This is a genomic window from Candidatus Nitrosotalea sp. TS (assembly GCF_011319465.1).
In the GTDB taxonomy this organism is placed as follows: Archaea; Thermoproteota; Nitrososphaeria; order Nitrososphaerales; family Nitrosopumilaceae; genus Nitrosotalea.
In genome coordinates, this window is sequence record NZ_RCMB01000016.1 from 19,415 (window position 1) to 37,746 (window position 18,332).

At 41.8% G+C, this 18,332-nt stretch carries 31 protein-coding genes and 2 tRNA genes; 9 read left to right on the plus strand and 24 right to left on the minus strand.

Going from position 1 to position 18,332, the window contains the following annotated elements:
* Positions 1–114: 114 nt before the first annotated feature.
* Positions 115–199 (minus strand) — tRNA-Phe (locus DYY67_RS07405).
* A gap of 102 nt (positions 200–301) precedes the next feature.
* On the opposite strand from DYY67_RS07405, the gene DYY67_RS07410 reads away from it, so the two are divergent.
* The 5 genes from DYY67_RS07410 (at position 302) to DYY67_RS07430 (ending at position 2,660) form a co-directional block, all read left to right on the plus strand.
* Positions 302–880: a metal-dependent hydrolase gene (locus DYY67_RS07410; protein ID WP_166392107.1), complete on the plus strand. Its 579-nt coding sequence runs from the start codon at positions 302–304 to the stop codon at positions 878–880.
* 181 nt (positions 881–1,061) lie between these two features.
* Positions 1,062–1,334, plus strand: a complete 273-nt coding sequence (locus tag DYY67_RS07415; protein ID WP_166392109.1) for a hypothetical protein — start codon at positions 1,062–1,064, stop codon at positions 1,332–1,334.
* Between the two features lie 46 nt (positions 1,335–1,380).
* Positions 1,381–1,740: a hypothetical protein gene (locus DYY67_RS07420; RefSeq protein WP_166392111.1), complete on the plus strand. Its 360-nt coding sequence runs from the start codon at positions 1,381–1,383 to the stop codon at positions 1,738–1,740.
* Between the two features lie 111 nt (positions 1,741–1,851).
* A complete protein-coding gene (locus tag DYY67_RS11050) occupies positions 1,852–2,244 on the plus strand; it encodes a hypothetical protein (RefSeq protein WP_255492997.1) in 393 nt (130 codons plus the stop codon).
* Positions 2,245–2,336: 92 nt separating this feature from the next.
* Positions 2,337–2,660, plus strand: a complete 324-nt coding sequence (locus DYY67_RS07430) for a type II toxin-antitoxin system RelE/ParE family toxin (RefSeq protein ID WP_166392113.1) — start codon at positions 2,337–2,339, stop codon at positions 2,658–2,660.
* Here the strand turns inward: DYY67_RS07430 and DYY67_RS07435 are convergent.
* Positions 2,657–2,950: a hypothetical protein gene (locus DYY67_RS07435; RefSeq protein ID WP_255492998.1), complete on the minus strand. Its 294-nt coding sequence runs from the start codon at positions 2,948–2,950 to the stop codon at positions 2,657–2,659. The two genes, DYY67_RS07430 and DYY67_RS07435, sit on opposite strands and share 4 nt — an antisense overlap.
* 489 nt (positions 2,951–3,439) lie before the next feature.
* Here DYY67_RS07435 and DYY67_RS07440 point away from each other — a divergent pair, with 489 nt between their 5' ends.
* Positions 3,440–4,498, plus strand: coding sequence for a hypothetical protein (locus DYY67_RS07440; RefSeq protein ID WP_166392115.1), 1,059 nt, complete (start codon positions 3,440–3,442; stop codon positions 4,496–4,498).
* Here the strand turns inward: DYY67_RS07440 and DYY67_RS07445 are convergent.
* From DYY67_RS07445 to DYY67_RS07470, 6 genes are all read right to left on the minus strand, one after another.
* Positions 4,464–4,967 carry a hypothetical protein gene (locus tag DYY67_RS07445; RefSeq protein WP_166392116.1) on the minus strand — a complete coding sequence of 168 codons (504 nt, stop codon included), beginning with the start codon at positions 4,965–4,967 and terminating at the stop codon, positions 4,464–4,466. The two genes, DYY67_RS07440 and DYY67_RS07445, sit on opposite strands and share 35 nt — an antisense overlap.
* Positions 4,968–5,068: 101 nt before the next feature.
* Complete coding sequence (locus DYY67_RS07450; protein WP_166392118.1) at positions 5,069–5,425, minus strand: type II toxin-antitoxin system VapC family toxin; 357 nt, start codon at positions 5,423–5,425, stop codon at positions 5,069–5,071.
* Positions 5,415–5,642, minus strand: a complete 228-nt coding sequence (locus DYY67_RS07455) for a hypothetical protein (RefSeq protein ID WP_166392120.1) — start codon at positions 5,640–5,642, stop codon at positions 5,415–5,417. Before DYY67_RS07455 ends, DYY67_RS07450 begins: the two co-directional genes overlap by 11 nt.
* A 45-nt stretch (positions 5,643–5,687) precedes the next feature.
* On the minus strand, positions 5,688–6,653 hold the full coding sequence (locus DYY67_RS07460; protein WP_166392122.1) for a Cdc6/Cdc18 family protein: 966 nt from the start codon (positions 6,651–6,653) through the stop codon (positions 5,688–5,690).
* Positions 6,613–6,885, minus strand: coding sequence for a hypothetical protein (locus DYY67_RS07465; protein WP_166392124.1), 273 nt, complete (start codon positions 6,883–6,885; stop codon positions 6,613–6,615). Before DYY67_RS07465 ends, DYY67_RS07460 begins: the two co-directional genes overlap by 41 nt.
* 16 nt (positions 6,886–6,901) lie before the next feature.
* Entirely contained in the window at positions 6,902–7,057 is a 156-nt protein-coding gene (locus DYY67_RS07470) for a hypothetical protein (RefSeq protein WP_166392126.1), read from the minus strand.
* A gap of 476 nt (positions 7,058–7,533) precedes the next feature.
* Here DYY67_RS07470 and DYY67_RS07475 point away from each other — a divergent pair.
* Both DYY67_RS07475 and DYY67_RS07480 read left to right on the plus strand, forming a co-directional pair.
* Positions 7,534–7,606, plus strand: a tRNA-Gln gene (locus tag DYY67_RS07475).
* A 64-nt stretch (positions 7,607–7,670) separates the two neighbouring features.
* Positions 7,671–7,925, plus strand: a complete 255-nt coding sequence (locus DYY67_RS07480; protein ID WP_166392128.1) for a hypothetical protein — start codon at positions 7,671–7,673, stop codon at positions 7,923–7,925.
* Positions 7,926–8,079: 154 nt separating this feature from the next.
* On the opposite strand, the gene DYY67_RS07485 is transcribed toward DYY67_RS07480, so the two are convergent.
* From DYY67_RS07485 to DYY67_RS07555, 15 genes are all read right to left on the minus strand, one after another.
* Positions 8,080–8,265, minus strand: a complete 186-nt coding sequence (locus DYY67_RS07485; protein WP_166392130.1) for a hypothetical protein — start codon at positions 8,263–8,265, stop codon at positions 8,080–8,082.
* A 7-nt stretch (positions 8,266–8,272) separates the two neighbouring features.
* Entirely contained in the window at positions 8,273–8,998 is a 726-nt protein-coding gene (locus DYY67_RS07490; protein ID WP_166392132.1) for a hypothetical protein, read from the minus strand.
* Positions 8,999–9,088: 90 nt separating this feature from the next.
* Entirely contained in the window at positions 9,089–9,385 is a 297-nt protein-coding gene (locus DYY67_RS07495) for a hypothetical protein (protein ID WP_166392134.1), read from the minus strand.
* Positions 9,333–10,781 (minus strand): prealbumin-like fold domain-containing protein, encoded by a 1,449-nt coding sequence (locus DYY67_RS07500; RefSeq protein ID WP_166392136.1) that lies wholly within the window; start codon positions 10,779–10,781, stop codon positions 9,333–9,335. Before DYY67_RS07500 ends, DYY67_RS07495 begins: the two co-directional genes overlap by 53 nt.
* Before the next feature lie 547 nt (positions 10,782–11,328).
* A complete protein-coding gene (locus DYY67_RS07505; protein ID WP_166392138.1) occupies positions 11,329–11,586 on the minus strand; it encodes a hypothetical protein in 258 nt (85 codons plus the stop codon).
* A 192-nt stretch (positions 11,587–11,778) separates the two neighbouring features.
* Complete coding sequence (locus DYY67_RS07510) at positions 11,779–12,171, minus strand: hypothetical protein (RefSeq protein ID WP_166392141.1); 393 nt, start codon at positions 12,169–12,171, stop codon at positions 11,779–11,781.
* The gene (locus DYY67_RS07515; RefSeq protein ID WP_166392143.1) at positions 12,134–13,036 is read right to left on the minus strand and encodes a hypothetical protein; all 903 of its coding nucleotides are present in this window, start codon (positions 13,034–13,036) and stop codon (positions 12,134–12,136) included. The genes DYY67_RS07510 and DYY67_RS07515 overlap by 38 nt, the downstream gene beginning before the upstream one ends.
* Positions 13,037–13,158: 122 nt before the next feature.
* A complete protein-coding gene (locus DYY67_RS07520) occupies positions 13,159–13,536 on the minus strand; it encodes a hypothetical protein (RefSeq protein ID WP_166392145.1) in 378 nt (125 codons plus the stop codon).
* On the minus strand, positions 13,460–13,819 hold the full coding sequence (locus DYY67_RS07525; RefSeq protein WP_255492999.1) for a LamG domain-containing protein: 360 nt from the start codon (positions 13,817–13,819) through the stop codon (positions 13,460–13,462). Before DYY67_RS07525 ends, DYY67_RS07520 begins: the two co-directional genes overlap by 77 nt.
* A gap of 44 nt (positions 13,820–13,863) precedes the next feature.
* Positions 13,864–14,937 carry a hypothetical protein gene (locus DYY67_RS07530; RefSeq protein WP_218584705.1) on the minus strand — a complete coding sequence of 358 codons (1,074 nt, stop codon included), beginning with the start codon at positions 14,935–14,937 and terminating at the stop codon, positions 13,864–13,866.
* Between the two features lie 172 nt (positions 14,938–15,109).
* Positions 15,110–15,991: a hypothetical protein gene (locus tag DYY67_RS07535; protein WP_166392151.1), complete on the minus strand. Its 882-nt coding sequence runs from the start codon at positions 15,989–15,991 to the stop codon at positions 15,110–15,112.
* A gap of 187 nt (positions 15,992–16,178) precedes the next feature.
* Positions 16,179–16,430, minus strand: a complete 252-nt coding sequence (locus DYY67_RS10145; protein ID WP_218584710.1) for a hypothetical protein — start codon at positions 16,428–16,430, stop codon at positions 16,179–16,181.
* Between the two features lie 32 nt (positions 16,431–16,462).
* Positions 16,463–16,702, minus strand: coding sequence for a hypothetical protein (locus tag DYY67_RS07545; RefSeq protein ID WP_166392153.1), 240 nt, complete (start codon positions 16,700–16,702; stop codon positions 16,463–16,465).
* Entirely contained in the window at positions 16,680–17,132 is a 453-nt protein-coding gene (locus tag DYY67_RS07550) for a hypothetical protein (RefSeq protein WP_166392155.1), read from the minus strand. The genes DYY67_RS07545 and DYY67_RS07550 overlap by 23 nt, the downstream gene beginning before the upstream one ends.
* On the minus strand, positions 17,125–17,298 hold the full coding sequence (locus tag DYY67_RS07555) for a hypothetical protein (RefSeq protein ID WP_166392157.1): 174 nt from the start codon (positions 17,296–17,298) through the stop codon (positions 17,125–17,127). Before DYY67_RS07555 ends, DYY67_RS07550 begins: the two co-directional genes overlap by 8 nt.
* A 102-nt stretch (positions 17,299–17,400) precedes the next feature.
* On the opposite strand from DYY67_RS07555, the gene DYY67_RS07560 reads away from it, so the two are divergent.
* A complete protein-coding gene (locus DYY67_RS07560; RefSeq protein WP_166392159.1) occupies positions 17,401–17,592 on the plus strand; it encodes a hypothetical protein in 192 nt (63 codons plus the stop codon).
* Between the two features lie 6 nt (positions 17,593–17,598).
* On the opposite strand, the gene DYY67_RS07565 is transcribed toward DYY67_RS07560, so the two are convergent.
* Entirely contained in the window at positions 17,599–18,273 is a 675-nt protein-coding gene (locus DYY67_RS07565) for an ABC transporter permease (RefSeq protein ID WP_320416015.1), read from the minus strand.
* Positions 18,274–18,332: the final 59 nt, after the last annotated feature.

Sequence of the window (18,332 nt, forward strand, 5' to 3'; positions counted from 1 at the left end):
CTTCAGTGTAATAGCAAAAAAGCTTGCAGAGATGTACAAACAAGTGCTACAACAAAAATAGTTTCACAGCAAGCTACAAAACTATAATAAAACTAGAACATATACCATAACCAGCGGTGAGGGTGGAATTTGAACCCACGAAACCGACTGGTCATAGAGCCTTCAGTTCCACGCAATGGCCAAGATATGCGACCTCGCCAAAATCTTTTTACTTAAATTTTGTAAAAAATACGGGTAATATTATTATCATCTGGCAACGTAACAGAATCGTTATAATCAAAAGACATCACCTGAACAATACTTGAAAAAAGATGTAGTTTTCATAGTAAAGACAGTGCTTGTATTTTGCGCACTCTCGGCAGCTTTCTCCCTTGTTGGAATGCTCTTGCCAGAGAAAGGCCCTCTCTCAAACCCAAGCGGCGGGCTGAACATACATGAGATTGGAGGCCACATACTGTGGGGATTAGTGGCAGGTGCGGCTTTTCTTAGCGCAAGATATGCAATCATTACAGGTCTCTTTGCAGTGCTCATTGATTCAGACCACCTTATTGCACTGTTGCATGTCGATGCACTGACAAGAATGTCTCACTCTTTTGCGTTTGGCGCAATAGCAGTGGTTGTATTGATGACTGTCTTTGGAAGAAAAGACTATAGGCTTGGCGCGGCAGCGTTTGCAGGGGTACTTTCACACCTCTCCTTTGACACGTTTGCAGGCAGCGACGGCAGGTTTCCGATGTTTACACCATTTTACAACCACCAAATTATATTCCAAAATATAGACTGGATCTATTTCGAAGTGACAGCCGTTGTAATAATTGGAATTGTAACGCTTCTAGTAAGAAGAAAGGAAATACAGGTGCAGAGCACAGTTACAAAATAAAATACCAGACTATGAAATGATAAGTTTCTTGAAATCATATGGTGGCTGGTAATATCATTATGACCCGGTAACGTAATAGGGTCATGTTTTACAAAAAGGACAATTGTTAGTATTAGCTCATCCAAAGTACTTTTTTCCATTTTACAAACAACTTGAGGCTCAACGACATAAAAACAAGACCATGTTAGATGCAATAGATAGCGTAAAACAGCAACTGGAAAGATCTGATCAACCATTAGGAATACACCATAAAAATGCGAACATTCCAGAATATTACAAAAAACGATATGAGCTACAGGTGTTGTATCATTTTGAGATGCCCGAAGATCATAGACTAATGTATACAATAAGAAAATCACTCGCAGGAGGAGGAAAAGAGGCCTTGTTTTTAGAACTCATAACTCACAATGAATATAACAAAAGATTTGGATATTTCAAGAAGAGATCCCACTAGAATACAGTACGCCAGAGTTATATACTTACAAGTACATAAGTAAGTTATGTTACGTAATACTATTGACAAAACCCAGAATAGTGATGAGTTTCTAAAAATTCTAATTCAGAGAAGGAAAAACAAACTTGGTAAGATTGTAGAGAAACTTGCGAAGAAGAACAACCCCAAATTACTTAGCATAATGAAGGTTGAGGATCTCTTCAAAGACTATATTGAATTTGACTCTAGAAGTCAGCTTTTACGTAAACTAGAAGGAAGTATGAAGGCAGCTGTGCTCAATACAATAATTGCTCGCCTAGTACTAGAGAATAAGATAGTTGTAAATGATGATCATTCCTTAACGTGGATCGATACAGAAGGAAATAGAAAGCTAAACAAGCAATTTGACACGGCTATTCCTCTTTGAGTACGTTCGGGTTGTCTGGAGACAGATTTGTTCGATCTGTAATGCCTAAATTTTGCTTTTATCCTAAGACGCAAATCAAAATAACTAGAGAATACTAGAGGTGTACAACAGATGATAAAAAAGAAGACCCGTGCCAAGAGACCAAAGAATACAAAAAATGTAGGTACAAAAAACAGCACTAAAAAAAACACGGCACCTAGAAACAAGAGCGCAAGAAAAGAAACGGATCCTGACAGGCTTGCGCTATCAAAAAATGACATCTTGCAGTTCTGCGATCATGTATTAAAAAAATGGCAGCAAGATCCCGTACCTAATGCAAGAAACATTCCTGCAATGATTGCAGTAAGAACAGGCGTGCTCTTCTCCGACGAGGTATCGCTCCAGGCAATCTGGTCTGAAATAATATCATGGATATATCAATTGCTGTATGAAAATGCACAGGCACAAGCTAGACAGGAAAACCAAGAATGGGCCAAAGTGTTCTACAAAATAAAAAAAGGATAAAACCAGATTAATTTTTGTCGATCATTGACCAAGTTGATCCTTCTGTTGTTCAGCTAGTCTTATCTTGACGACATGAGCAGATTTACATGCCAATGATGAAGAAGGCAAATGATGTAATCGGTAGCACCGAGTTTAGAAAATTCTATGACAGTATTGTCCAAGACGATCCCAGAAAGAAAGAACTTCTTGATGTGTTTAAAATTCTAAAAGAAGATTGTTTGCGAGGTAACAAGATACCACACAATCGTTGGCCCCTTACATATATCAGAAAATATGGAATAAAGAATCTCTGGAGATATCCCATGAGATCAGGCTGGAGAATAGTGTACACAATATTAAGCCAAAAAGAGAGTTTTGTTGTTTGCATTCTTGAGGTCTTTTCACATCAAGAATACGAAAAGAGGTTTGGCTACTAGAGTAATGACTTGGAAGTTTTTAGGAGCTTTTTTAGTTTTGAATTGTCTGCAAATATCCAGACTATAGACCCATCCTTGTCGTATATTATTTTGTTTGATTCTTCCAGATAATCTAAGACTGCCTTGAAGGTGGGATATTGCATCTGTCTTGGCAGTGCCCTCCAGAGGCTGTTTTTGGAAGGATATTGCGAACTTTTAGAAAGAGTTTGTTCCACCATTTTGATAGTATCAAGCGTGGGATTGGATACATTTGCTTTGAGTTTTTTATTTTTTAATATTACCTTGCTCATATGGTTTAAAATGCACTTCCATGTATATATGTAACACTATAATACGTATATGTATAATACATTTAAATCACATGTAATAGAAAATTCTGTTCTGTCTTGATAAAAGATAACATGAAAAATATTGCCTTTTAACAGATTAAAAGCAAGAAATGCCAAGAATAGGCCAAAGTGTTCTACAAGATAAAAAAAGGATAGACAATCCAAAAAAACGCCGTTCAGCTTTTAAACCCAGTAATTTAAGAAGAATCATTTGACAGACAAGAGCAAGAGGCCGGATCCTCAACCAAAAAAGACGGATAGGATAGCGCAAAAAAGAGAGTTCTCGAATCAAGCCTCATCTTCTTTCCTGGGTAGTCTTCATTCCAACCGTTGTCATAGTTTTTCATCAGTATAATTCCAGTAGTATTTCCAGCCCTGATATCTAGAACTACAGGTCAGCTCCATGCAGACGTATTTTCACCCAATGTAATCAACCCATTCCAGCCAGGAGTGCTTGCAGCACCGCTTGTCATAATATCTATAATCATACTTGTAATTGGTACAGCATACTACAAAAAATCAAAGTGCGAGGTCCGCATCAGAAAGATTGCCAATTTTGAGATATCAAAAAAGCAGGCGTTAATTGGCGTAATCATAATACTTGCAATCTTTGGAGCACTTACAGCAGGCACGCTGGCAAAGGAAGAGACATGGGTAGACTATGCAAATGTAAAAAGCAGAGTCCAGTCCTGGGATATCTCCCAGTTTGGCAAGAGTTTTGAGCCGCATTTCAAGTACCTACTGCTTTCAGTCTCATTGCACACATTTGGAAACATAAGGATACTTCCATTTCTAGTCAGCATGGCGCTCTTGCTCCAGACATATTTTTTTACAAAAAAAATAACAGGAAAAAGATTTGCAGGGATTGTCTCCATGGTACTTTTGCTTCAAAGTGACATATTTGTCTCATACAGTACAACTGCAAGCTATGAAAATTCCTGGATACTCCTCTACCTGTTTTCGCTATACATGATAACCAAGTTCTGGCCGCCATCTCCTGCACCATATCTTCTCTCGCTCTTCTCAAAGCCTCTTACCTTGGCATTTTTCCCGATGAGTCTTTATTTTATAGCAAGATCAACATTGTCAAAAAGATCTAAGATCTACTCCCTTGCATCATATGGCATAGTTGGAATCATAGTAGCTGTTGCCGCATCTGCATACCAGTCAAACTTGGTAGGAACTGCCATTGCATTTGATGCCTCACAGTTCTGGCAGGGATTTTCTTCCATGGCAATGCAGATGAGGTTTGACTATATTGTGGTGCTCTTTCTCTTGCCACTAACAGTGATGCTCTTTTTTGCATCAAGAAAGGGAATACTGCATGCAGATTCCATATTGATTTTCATACTAGTCATATTGCTGACATCTCCGTTTCTTACAGGATTTACCCAGCAGACAAACCAGCCCTATAGGTTTGTCTCGCTTTCTGTCTTTTTTGCAATAGGTGTTGGAATACTATTTTCCAGCAAGACTAGGAAGCAGTCCGAATTATCGTCCAGTACGTAGTTACCTTGTCTCCTGTCACCACAGGATATCCATCATGGTTTGCAGTAACAAGTACCTCCCCTCCATTTGATGTATTAACAGATATGAGATTTTGAGATACGATGGTAGGTGAGTGATGTACTACAGTATCGTTTACCTTGAGTATCTCGATGTTCTGTCCTCCCACATTGATCATCGTATTCTTGAAGAGATTCATGTTCTGGTCTATTAGCTGGTTGAACCGGACAGGGTCTATCACGGTAACACGGGAAGTCTCAAGATATGATACCAAGTTTCCTGACGAGTCCTGTACCTCTACCTGCGCATAGACTCCAACTATCTTCTGCGATACCGCTGTCTGCTGAGGTCCTGCTGTCTGTGGCTGCGGACCTACAGTTTGCTGTGACTGTCCTACTGTCTGGGCAAATGATATCCCAGTTGACAAGAGCAGAAGAGAGCTAATTGTCAAAGCTAAAAACAATGGTCTCATGTTTTTTTAGAACGGTTTTGGGTAAATAAGGTTCTCGAAAAATTAGGCAAGATCAAAGATCGCTAGTTTTCATGACCTTGACATATTTCCTTGCAGCCCTCTCAAGTTCGTCGGTCGTCTGTTACAAGTACCAGATCTAACTTTTCTGCAACTGTAAGATAAGATGAGTCATAGGCCGTCAGCCCTTCCTTTGTGGCAAGCTCATGCATACGTTTTTCCAGTCCATTTATGCCAACGGTATTCATGCGTTGCATCAAGAGCAATATGGAGTCAAGCAAGGCAGATGATTGTTCCTGTGTAATCTTTTTCTCACGATATGAAAGCTTCCAGATGGCATTTAATACCTCATAAACAGTCAGGTCCAAGACATACTGCTTGCTTAGAATTCCTATCGAACGCGAGTCCTGAGTTCTTACAACATTTAGCAAGGAACTTGCATCAAAAAGCCTATCTTTCATCTCTTGATGATCTTACTGCCTTGACAATCTCGCTGCTGCTAACATTTTTCCGTAATATACGACCTAACTTATCAAGGTCTTGTGAGAGATTTTTCTCTTCGAGCTTTCTTACCTCATCCTCAAGGGCCTCTCTTACAACCCGGCTTATCTTTATGTGATACATCCTTGCCTTTTTTCTCAACTCGTCTGGTATTTTTGCCGAAACTACCGTGGTCATAGTATTACTTTCTTGGTAATACCTTATAAGTATTATTTAGACAGGTCATTTGTCATCATCTATTTTACCAGAGGAGCTATACTTTGCAATCTCTTCTTCAAGAGCATCAGTTTCGTCGTCGAGTTGCTGCATTTGCTGTAAAAGATATTCCCCGAACCCGCCGCTCTTTTTTCTCTGCATGTAGGATGCACGAAATTTTTGCATCTCGATCTCTTCGAGGACTATAGATTTCCACCATTCAGGGCTCACACCATTGCCCATGACATTGGGAGTCACAGTCATCTTAAACTGCGTGCCATATCCTTGCCTCCCATGCGAGGCAGTACTTGACACGACAAGACCAGAGTTTTTAATTTCTGTCAAAATATTTGAAACCTGTCGTTCCCCTAACGGCTTGACGTTTTTGACTAGGCCAGCATAATAGGCATAAATGGTCGATGTCGAATGCCAGTCCTTTTTTTGCACATAGGTCAGCTGTGCCAAGGCCAAACAAATTACACGGAAATGGTAAGACCCGTTAGAAAGAATGGACAAGACACGATCTTTTTGTAGTTCTTCTTTTGCCAGGTTGACATGATTTTTTGAGAGGGGCTCATTTTGTTCCCCTGCAATCTCAGCTGCAACGCGCAAAAGATCTATGGCTCGCCTAGCATCACCGTGTTCTGTGGACGAGATCTCTGCACAGTACTCCAGTATTGAAGAGTCAATTGGACTTGCAAATGCTTCGCTTGCCCTTTCTTTCAAGATATCAAGTATGCGATTTTCAATATATGGCTCAAAAAATATTTCAGACGAGCCAATTCTAGAGCGCACTCGATCATCTAGTTCGTATTCAGCCAAGCCGTTGTTCATTATACCTATGATGCAAAGCATGAGCCCTTTTTGGCGCATGCGCTCTTCTAGCGTTACAAGTCGATACAGAAAATCAGACGGCCTATTCCTTTGGTCATAGAACAAGACGTCCATCTCGTCAAGTACAAGAACAAAGCATCGCTTGCCATCTTTTTGCAACACTTGCCTCGATTGCACTCCCAATAGACTCTATTGCATAATGCATCCCTTGGGCGCTTCTTACGCTTTGCTGCCCAAGTCCTGATAGAATCACATTTGTCGCCCCAAATATGGTTCTGGCCTGCCTGATGTTTACGATGGCATAAGATATTCCATCCAAATTGTCGCACACATACTTTGTAATGACAGATTTTCCAGAGCCGCTTCTGCCGTATATGGAAATAAACGGCACAACATAATTCTGGTCTTTATACCCTATCAGAAAATTTCAGTAATTCCATTTTCTGCTTTTCTCGCCCAATAATTTTTTCAGGAACATATAATGCGTCAAGTAATTTTTTGTTCTTGAATATGGCATCTTTTTTTTCTAGTTGCAAAATTAAATTTTGAATTTCTTGATTCATGTTTTTTTGCAGAAAATTCTGGTCAAATATTTAGCGAATAAAATAGACAAACAATTTGCATAAAAAAGTTGGCGATCGGACAAAAATTATTTTTTGTTCCAAGATCTACATATGGACAAAGATCTTCTTCATATGTATACATATGCAGAAGTTTTTTCCTATTTTTTGTGTCTTGTCTCTGTGCAAAAATTTTTGCTCTGCACCTGCGATCTAGTTTTTCGTTCCACTCAGATCAAGTTCCACTTGAAACGCATATAACTAAACAAAAGAGGGATGTAAATTCAAGAGACAGGTAAAACATTAGTTTAGCGATTCAAGAAAACGCGGCTTGACAAAGGGTCTTCTTTGTGAATCTTTGCTTGGATTACAAATTACCAAAACGTTGCAGGAATGATTCCAATTCCTATTTTGTGACTTTCTGCCAAAAACTACCCCTGCCTAACATATTAAAGGAACAGGAGTAAAGATTCCAACGAAGCCCGGTAGTGTAGCGGTCAAGCATAGGGGCCTTTGGAGCCCTTGACCCCAGTTCGAATCTGGGCCGGGCTACTTTTCTTGAATAGCTTGGATGATACATAAAAAAGATAAGTAACACGTACAACACAATGCATCAGTGGCCACATCAAAGTCATTGATTGGAATTGGAATAGGGCTTGCTGCAGTGATTATAGTTGCAGTATTTTTCTATACACCAAGCAGTACCAACAATTCCAGTGTTCCGCTTTCAGTTCCACCAAATGCAACACAGGCCACACCGTTAAACACAGACACAGACAACACCTACTGTCCACCACTACGAGGTAAAGGTAAACGAGATGATCAAGGTGGGGGAGAGAACATGACAAGCCCACCAAAAAAGATTGCCTGAAAAGTTATGCCAAAAAATCATTTTGAGCTCAGTGTAATTACTGGCGAGTTCTGAGCACTGTACTTTACTTGTACGAGCACACTGTTCATCAGCTGGGCCTGCAATGTAGAGTTGTTTGATTCTACCTCAACTTTCCACTGCCCTAAAATTGGATCTACGGACTTGATGGAGAATCGTTCAAGTGAGAGTTTGCACCAGAGTATCTTACCTGATATAGCTGTTCGTTTACCGTGACAGTCTGCGATCCCATTGGAAGCGTGGTAGTAGAGTTTGTCACAAGGCATCCCGAGTCTGCGCCTATCACACATGTGCCGTCAGGTGAGACAACCTTGTATCGCACTGTACTGTCATGCTTGAATGAAGAGTGGATAATGTAAGCATCTGCAATTGTCTGGTTCCCAATCAACATTGGACCTATGGTGACCAAGTTTTGATAGAGATGTAGTAACGGTTCCCGGGAATGCAACAACTGGCATGGATTGGGTTGCAACTGTCTGCCCATAAATTTCAGCTCTTGCTTGTAAGACATATTGTTCCACGGAACCCATTGATGGCATGTGCCATTCCAAGCTTACCTGTGTCTGGCCAAGACCAAACACCTGCGGCTGGGACGCAAAGATCTGGGTGCCGTTGACAATCAGTGCAATGTAGCCATAGACTGGGCTTGTGCCGTTGTTTGTAAAGTATGCCTGCGGGTGACGCAAGCTGCCCTCAGCTTTTGCAAACCTTGTATCAAGCTCTAGTTTTGCTTGCAACAGTTGGTCCTGTGATACCCCGACCGAATATACATCAGAGTCGCTTGTCTTGCCTGCAGTGTTTTGCACGTCAACCCAGTAGCTCACAGCAGGTGCATGCATAGTTTCTGCAGGAATTGTCCCTGATACGATATATGTCGTGTTGGATACCTGCAGTGGTGCCACATTCATCTCAACTGTAGAGTATTGTGTCAAGTCCTGACCTGCCTGCACATATCTAATCTCCGATTTGGTAATTGGTGTTGGGCTACTGACGATAGAGTATATTGTGAGCGGCTGATTGTCTACATACTGACTTGTGGTATCTGTTGATGACACCTTGGTGCCGTTTGCTATCTGGAACTTGGTATCAAATAATTGCGGCGCACTAAGATCTACTGGTGCTGCTCAGTCTCTGCGCCGGATGGCTCAAATGAAATGTCTGCCTTGCATGTGGTAACATCTATTGTCTGGCCGAACTGTATTGACATTGTTGTTTTCTGCAAGCAATGCAACTACCTCAAATGATTTTTCCTGTGGACTGAGTGATACTATATACACATACTTTTTGATTGTGGCGTTGTCATTTTGAGCCAAGAATTGTTGGTTTTGTGCAAGCTGTGCCGATACAACACCAGATATTGACGAACGCAATATGACTGACGGTATCTGGTCAGAGTCGGTTCCAACAACTATGGTCTGCAGTATTGTTTTTGCATATGTCATACGATACTTCTTCAATCTTTAACTGTGGAAGCAATATTCCTCCAAATCCTTCTGATCCTCCAGAGCCTGCTCCCTCACCTGCTCCTATGCCTCCAGGCCCTGTACCTACCGCGCCTCCTCCACTACCACCTGGACTAGATGATACTGAACTGGAGCCTCCGCCCAAGCTTGTGCTGCGTCCGCCCAACGCAAACTGTGAAAAGTGCGGCATCTGTACTGTTACATCACAGGCATTGCTGTTGCCTACAGTTGGTACCGCAGATAGAACTGTTACACCGCTTGTGGTCCAGCTGTTGTGTACAGTATCAAATATGTATATGTTAGATGATGGACATCCGTTAGAATCTACAGTCACCCCTGGAGGATTCTTTGGTAACTGTAATGTCATGTGTGGTGGTGTTGCAAAGTTGCTTGGATTACCCCAGTTAAAGCCCTGTCCTGTCTCCTCATATGGATACATTACCTGTATGTATAGTGCAAGCTTGTCGCTTTGTGGCAGTGCTGGCAGCGATGTTGACAGGGTATTGTCAACATGTATCACAAACCAGTTGGTTGGATTGCCCACAGAGGAGACAGATGATGCAGATTGTACATTGAGTTGCTTGATTCCACCCGTTGCAGGTATTGCTAATTGTGATACAGGTATTATCATTTTCTGGCCTGGGACTATACTGTCAAGTGGAGGCGTGCTTACTGTCTCAGAGGATACAGTTGCAGGGTTTGTCGTAGCTACAATGCTTGGTACAACCGCTACCACGTCAGATGATTGTGGCATGTGGTATACCGGTGCCCCAATGGTATTGATGACAGTCGTGCCATTGGTTGCTGATGCAAAAGATGTCTGCAGTTGAACCGTTGCCTGGCTTGATACTGCAGTATTTACTGCACTAGCATTGTTAATTCCTGCAGATATGATAGGCGGTAATGACTGGAAAGTGCTTATTGCATTAGAGTTTGTGCCATTGATCTTGATTGCGTTAAATGATGACTGCCATGTATCAAGTGTTGTAGAGTTGAGGCTTGGTTGCGTAGTTATTACCGTTGTGCCCAATGTACTCAGAGATGTACTAGTCGAGATTAGCCTGAAGACGGCAGTGCCATCAATCTGGGTATTACCCACTGTATAGCTCGTAGAGTTGCCAAGCACGTTATAACCTGATGGAGTTCCAGTCATGGTAACAGTGTACGATCCAAACGGTACCGATGCAACAACTGATCTTCCGTTGTTTATTCCATCATTGTCGTTTGTTCCCCCATCAATTACAGTAAGAGGTGTATTACCACCGTTGGGGTTTGGAGATATGGCATATGTTGCACCCGAGATCAGGTTGTTGTTTTGATCTCTTGCTTCGATGTTTATTCTACCAGTATACATTATGGAATCAGAGGATGTCAACGCATCTGTGAGAGAGATGTTTTTGCTGCAGTTGCTGACATGGAATCAGATAATGACATTGACTCAGATAGTTGAGCAAACTTTGATGCTGGCGCAGATGCCGAGTCGGTTACAGCTACGGTATCCTGTACCAGATTTCCAGATTCTACCTTGTCGGATAGCTGGGATGCAAGCGAGTCGTGGATTATTGATGAATGAAATATGCCAATAAGTGACGATGCCGAGTCGGTTACAGCTACGGTATCCTGTACCAGATTTCCAGATTCTACCTTGTCGGATAGCTGGGATGCAAGCGAGTCGTGGATTATTGATGAATGAAATATGCCAATAAGTGACGATGCCGAGTCGGTTACAGCTACGGTATCCTGTACCAGATTTCCAGATTCTACCTTGTCGGATAGCTGGGATGCAAGCGAGTCGTGGATTGTTAATGGATAAAATATACTTGCAGACGCTAATGGTGAATCAGTTACTGTGACTGTATCCTGTACCAGATTTCCAGATTCTACCTTGTCGGATAGCTGGGATGCAAGCGAGTCGTGGATTGTTATGGATAAAATATACTTGCAGACGCTAATGGTGAATCAGTTACTGTGACTGTATCCTGTACCAGATTTCCAGATTCTACCTTGTCGGATAGCTGGGATGCAAGCGAGTCGTGGATTGTTAATGGATAAAATGAACCAGTAGTTACAACAGGATTATCAGTTATGGATATGGTATCCTTTGGATTTTGTCCAGTAGATGGTTTGTCACTTATGTGATATGGTATCCTTTGAGTTTTGTCCAGTAGATGGTTTGTCACTTACTGTAATGGTATCACTTGGGGTACTGCTGCTAAGTGGCTCTTTCAATTGCTACTGCAGATGCAAGCCATACGTCTGTAGCATTACAATGTTACCAGACCATTGCAGAACATCTGCACCTGTTGCGTTCTTGCTTCCTCCCTCCGGCTGAAAAAGTCGTGGTCTGGCCCCATAGTTTTGTGTGACCTGTATCAGAAGGACTGATTGCACTTGTGTCTGTTAAGATTTGCTGCAGCATCAATGATTAGGTCTCCACCAGAAACGCTTGATGGTAGTGTTACTGTTGTTATTGCAGTGCCTGTGCCACTGGCGGCGTTGGCTTGTCTGATAGTTCCTGCAAGAGTAGTACCGTTTACTGCTATAAAGCCCGCATCAACACGAGTTGCAGTGCCAGTCCATGATACACAGATGTTGGTATCGCTTGTGGACGGTGCAGTAAAGCTCCACAATCCAATCTGATTACTGTCTCGTGTTGCCTGAGAACCAGATATTAACGTGAATGTTTGTGTGCCTGTTGAACAAGCAGAGTTGGTTCCTGCTGCTACACTAATTCCAGAAATTGAATTGACACTGTCTACTATCACGCTTACCACTCCCACCGTGTGTGGTTGCAGAAGAAGGCACAGTTATTGCAAAATTGAGCGGACTTGTTGTGGCAGTACCGGAATTGACTGATATCTCCCGTGATGGATCTACTGCCACAAACCACGGCCTTGCCTCAGTGAAGGTCTGGCCATTTCCATATGTTATCTGCGCAGGACCTAATGCATAGAGTTGAGGATACTGCAACGGCACAGAATAAGTATACTGGACTGAGGTCTTGTTTTCAATCAGGTCCTTGTTCCATGTCAATATCTTAGAATCTCCTACAGTCTGCACTGCTCCATTAGTTGTTACGTTAAATGATGATGGCACAGACTCCTGGATTGATACCTGTGTTGCATTGGTGTAAGAGCCAAAGTCAAGTTGTACGTTAAACGAGTTTGGATTGTCAATTGGGTCTATCTTGCTTGCTGCAGTCCTTGTGATGTCAAATGGATAGGAATTTTGTGCAACAAATGACGTGTCAAAGTATGCTACACCTGACGGGTTTTGTGCTTTAATGTTTACAGTATAGTTTCCTGCCGAGTCTGTCGTATACTGGGCATCATACAGTCCGCACTGCAATTCTGGCGTTATGCCTCTTCCAGATGTTAGCTTGGTGGAGATTCCAAGAGGGTCTGTTATCCTCATGACAATGTTTGCGTTGCATACAGATTGTCCTCCGTTATCTAGCACTGCTATGATAAAGTTGGCAGTCTCACCTGGCCTGTAGATGCTTTTTTGCGTGTTGACAGAGACCAGGCCCCACTGGTACTGCTCCTGAGTGGTGTACGTCTTACCGTTTTTTACCATGGTAAGCTTTACCTTGTACAATCCTGGTTTGGCAGCCTTTGCTGGAGAGAGCATGTATGTCAAACTTTCCTTCCCTTATTTCCTTGAATGTAGATTTTGTCACAAAGGAGTACCATCTGGACCCATTACCTGCACGTTGATTGTGGTATTGGAATCATGCCATCCGTTGTATTGTGTCATGTTGCCGTGCCTGAAGTGATGAGCCATTCTTGTAAAGTTGCCATCTGAGATATACTGGAACTGGAACTGCGGGCCTGTGTTATCAAATAGCTGCTCTGGTTCTGGTCTATTGACGGGTTTATCATTGATGTCATGTTAAGTGATGTAGAATTGGATGCACTTGCAAGTGCTGGATAGAATGAAGGCATGCTCTGGCTGTATAGCTGTGAGATTTGAGCCGGTGTCAATAGATAATCATAGAGATTAACACCGCTGATAAGGCCTGAGAACTTGTTTATGCTCTCTTGCCTTGTGGTGTCATAGTACGCACCTATGACTATGTTGCCGTTTGAGGTTACGTTTCCTACTGTCTTTGTCCCAATCTTGCCATCCACCTGTATTGTCAAGACATTGTTGAGGCTCAAGGGACGACTGGAGTGTGCCATTGACATAGAGACTCATCGATGAGCCGTTGAAGGTTGCAGCAATGTTTGTCCAGTTGCCCCCTATTGGAACAGTCGAGTTTACCGTATCCCACTTTATTCCATCAAATATTGAAAATGTAGCAAGTTTTGCAGGAGGATCTAGGTTGTTAATTGAGAGTACAAACTGCTTTTCTGCGCTCATTATGGTAAATTGCGGAGACCCTTGAGTATAGTCTGGCTTGACCCATGCCAATAGCGTGAGCTGGTTCAGAGATTTTGTGGAACTTACATTTTCGGTCAGATATCCATTTCCTTGCAATGATAACGCAGAACTGTTTGCAACATTTTGTAGGCCAACCTCACCGACAGATGTGGTGCCGTTGTTGGCAGAGCCAAAGTCCCAAGACTTGGTGGCATTTGGAATTGTTGCCACTTGTGTAGAGTTTGAAAATCCTGCAAAGTTTGGCTGTGTCGAGTTTGAAAAGTTGGTTGAAGATTCAGGTATGACGTAGAGTTTGAAGAGCTGTTCAAGATTGTGCGATTGTGTCGAGTTTGAAAAGTGTTGAAGCTGAGTGGTTGTGTCGAGTTTGAAAATCCTGCAAAGTTTGGCTGTGTCGAGTTTGAAAAGTTGTTGAAGCTGAGTGGTTGTGTACTGTTGGATCCATTTGTATTGTTTTCTTGTTCTGCAAACGCCTGTCTTACATAATTTCCAGATATCGACATTGGCGTTGTAACGATAGATGATACAAGTATTATCATAAAAACAAAAGAGCAGATGGATTTTGATCTTGCAGCTATTTTTGGATTTGTAGCACAGATCAAAACAGAACCCGTGATGGGTATGATTACCAAAAGTGCAGAATATTTTGTATAATCTTGATCTTGTACAAGTTTTAGCAATTGTTCAGGCAAGTCTTCTCCTTGTCCAGAAAAGATCATCCCAGAATGCAGATCAGAAAATATGACAGGCGACATGTCAGAAATTTTTCCGTTGGCAAGTCCAGAATTTTTGTCAGATTCTTGTACCATGATGTTTCCTATCGCAGATAATTTTTCGCCATAAGTATAGTCCTGCACTGGATTATATTTTACCAAAGTTCTGCCGTTGAATCGAAGTCTTTCAGAGTTGAATATTTTATCCATTGTTGTAACAGAGTTAGAATTTTCTTTTACAGTGATGGTGTTTAGCTGATCAAAATTTCCAGGCGGAGGATTGCTTGAGCTGCTCGGCGTTTCATATGGTTTTCCATTTACAGCAACTGATACACTTTCAGAAACCTGGATGCTATCACCCTTGGAATATGTGTTGACATCATGTGGCTTGCTTGACAAGTCAGAATGGCTGGGCAAAGAAACGCCAAGATTTGCCAATGGGGGAATAGCTAAAACCAACATTGCGACAAGGCAAATTTTTGCCCATTTCTTCATATGTATGGTTTAGGGCGAACAAATCATTAGGGGAGCGGAAAAAACGGTACAAACACCGATCCAGACTGGAAAATACTATGGTATGGATTTCCACACTGGTATGGGCAAAAAATGACTAGATTGTGATCTGCCAGGTGACCTGAATCGTGTCACCGGGGTTGAGTGTCACCACAGGTGACAAGCTTGCTTCTGCAACAAGTATAGGGCCTGCAGGACCTGTTACAACGGCTTTGTTATTTCCACCATACAGTCCCAATCCTGTAATGACCATTTTTCCGTTGCTGTTATTTGAAAACACACTTGTCTGTTGCGAATTAAGACATGTTCCAGATACAGAGGATGTTCCATTGCTGTTTGGACTGCAGCCTGCAAACAATTGTGTAGCCAATGCATATGTGCTTGTAACACTACTATCTACTATTCCAGAAGAAGCTCTAAGATCTCCGCTGCAAGTTGTCGCACTGACACAAAGTGATGCAACAGCATTATTTGCTCCACCAGACGGATACTGCGCTGGTGCAGAGCCAAAGTTAATTACACATTTAGTTGCAGCACCAGATCCTAATGTTTGCCCAACCAATTGATTGCTACTTGATACAGAACAGTCTGCAGGAGTTGGTTCATTTGCATTTGCTGCAGAGCCGTTTACAAATTGAACCCAATATGTTGGAGTTGCTGCTACAATAGCTATCGTTGGGTTTTCTATTGCGCCAGTAGCACTTCCTGCGCAAAAACCTGCCTGAATGCAAAAGTATGCAGCACCCGCTGTTGTAATTATGTTATTTGTTGTCTGTTTGACAATCAAGTTTCCTTCCTTGTCATGAATCATTACTGTAACAACATCTTTTGGAACTGGAGCATCAACTAGTCCACCAGTTGCAAGTGTAGTGGATGCAGTTTGCTGTCCTTGATGACCAGATATTACGAGATAACCCGCAAGTCCACTTGCAAGTACTGATACGGCTATTAGCACAACTAGGTATGCCTTCTTCTCCATCCAGTACTCATTTTCACTTTAAGGCAATAAACATTATGCTAAAAATAATTAACAAACACCGCAGAATAGACTTTACAGGGAGATGGCCACTCCAGATTGGCATTTCCAAGATTGGAAGGGTGCAAACTTTCATTTGTAAAAAAATTGCCTAGTTCTTCTTTGGCATACCTATACCATCACATGTAGTTCATGTGAGGCACATTGACTGGAGGCATAAAGTGAGGCAGTATGGTAATGCCAACCAGAATTGGTATACAGCAAACAAGAGTATAGGTATTGCAGCAAGAATTATTCCAAGCAAGAGACAGCTCCGGGCTTTTCTAGGATCATCATCACGAATAACAAAATATGCAACTATTCCTCCCAGTACGTTAAACACGACAGGTAGCAGGAACCACAGGCTGCTTCTTCTTCTAATCTGCACAGTATCATAACGCATTTTTTACATTTAAACTATATTCTGCAGCCTGTTTAATTTAGAGATGCATCTTTGTTAATGCATGCTCTAGTGACTTGTGTAGTCACATAGAATGGTATCTTGTCACTTTCAGTCTGTGTTCCAGAATATGGATTGCATGTTTCATATCCGGTAAATCCGTTGAGTCTTAGATGGAATGTAGCTATTGCTTCTGCAAAGCAACTGAGATTTGTCATTACTGGAGCAATGACATCTCCTCCACTAGTAGCTTTACTTCCTGAGGTCCCCAGCATTCAAGGCACCGGCGAGCTCATGGCAGACTGATATACTGTCAGGTAGTTCTACTGGAGTCTTGTCTGTATAAAGCGTCAATGTAGTTCCCGATATTGTATAATGTGCATTCTTGTCTACCCAGACGTAATTGCTATTGACAGCTCTTTGGAATTGTATCACATAGTTGCATCCAGTGTTGTTCTTGTCAGTTAGTTCCTGCACAAGACCAATGTATGTGAATGTATCATTGTGTTGTGTCAGTACCTTCTCTGTCATGTTTACCACTTTTGATGGAATTGATTGGTCTATTGGTTGCAGGACACAGATCGTCTTTTGTGACACCTGTGCATGAGCAGTAATTGGTGGCATGACATACGTACTTGCAGAAAACAAAATCATGGCAGACAGAGCAGCCAGTGTTACCAGTTTCCAGCTTGCAAGATTATACAAGTGAAACCTCCGCCAGCTTTAGATTATTTTTTGATACGTAGAAATCAACGATAATATCAAGTTCATTTGAGATTGTTCTTTTTTCAAGATTAGACAGCTGCCTTAATTTCTTAAATACTGCTTCCTTGAGCGTGGCAGTTGTGAATCCCTTGGCCTTCTTACCCATACAGTAACGTTACTGTATATTCAGATATAAAAATCTACAGTAACTTTACTGTACAAATACCCAAAGTTAATCTTAAATGAACAAATACGGTAACTTTACCGTATGGCAAGAAAGGACTGGGTCAGCGCAAACATTCCTTTGGGGCTGGCAGAAAGACTCGACGAGTTTCTCAAGACAGAGGATTCCTACAAGATGGGCTATACCAGCCGAAACCAGATAATTGTGGATATTGTCAAGGACTTTTTGCAGACATGGGACTCTAAAGGCGAGAAGCGACACAAAGCCAAGAGCTAGGTTTTGTTAGATCTCAAGTCTTGACAGTAGCTTTGTTGCTATGCCAAAAAACACCACGGCAAGAACAGTTAGAACAACCATCTCATATCCAACTGTACCAGTAAAGTTTCCAAATATTCCAGCGCGTACCACGTCGACAAGATATGTAAGCGGATTGAGATAAAACGCGGTTGCAAGAATTGGAGGGGCGCCCTGTGCAGGATAAAATGCCGTACTTACAAATGCAAAGAACAAAAATACAGTATTTATCACCACGTTGAACCCTTCGCTTGATTTCAACCTGGTAGATATGATGGATGCAATGGATCCAAACAGTATGGCGCCAGTCATTGAAGCAAAGACAACAAGAGGTATGGTAAGCACGCTAAACTGTACCGACGTGAAAAATATTGGATACCCAATTGCCGTTATCAATCCTGCAGATACCAATCCAATGATTCCAATGGTATACACATTTGACAGGATGTATTGTGCGCGGGTAAAAGGGCCTACCAGAATCTGCTCGAACATTCCATGTCTTCTGTCATTCCATATTATGATACCAGAGATCAGAGTGCTGTTCATAATATTGAACCCAATCATGCCTGACGCAATAAATGCAGGATAGTTCAAACTCTTTGATCCAAACGGAACGTTGTGAATCAGCGCAGTATATGCAAATCCTGCTACGAAAATATAGATGACAGGGAAATATCACTTGCCATATCACAAAGCCCATGTTGAGCGATATGGTAAGATTT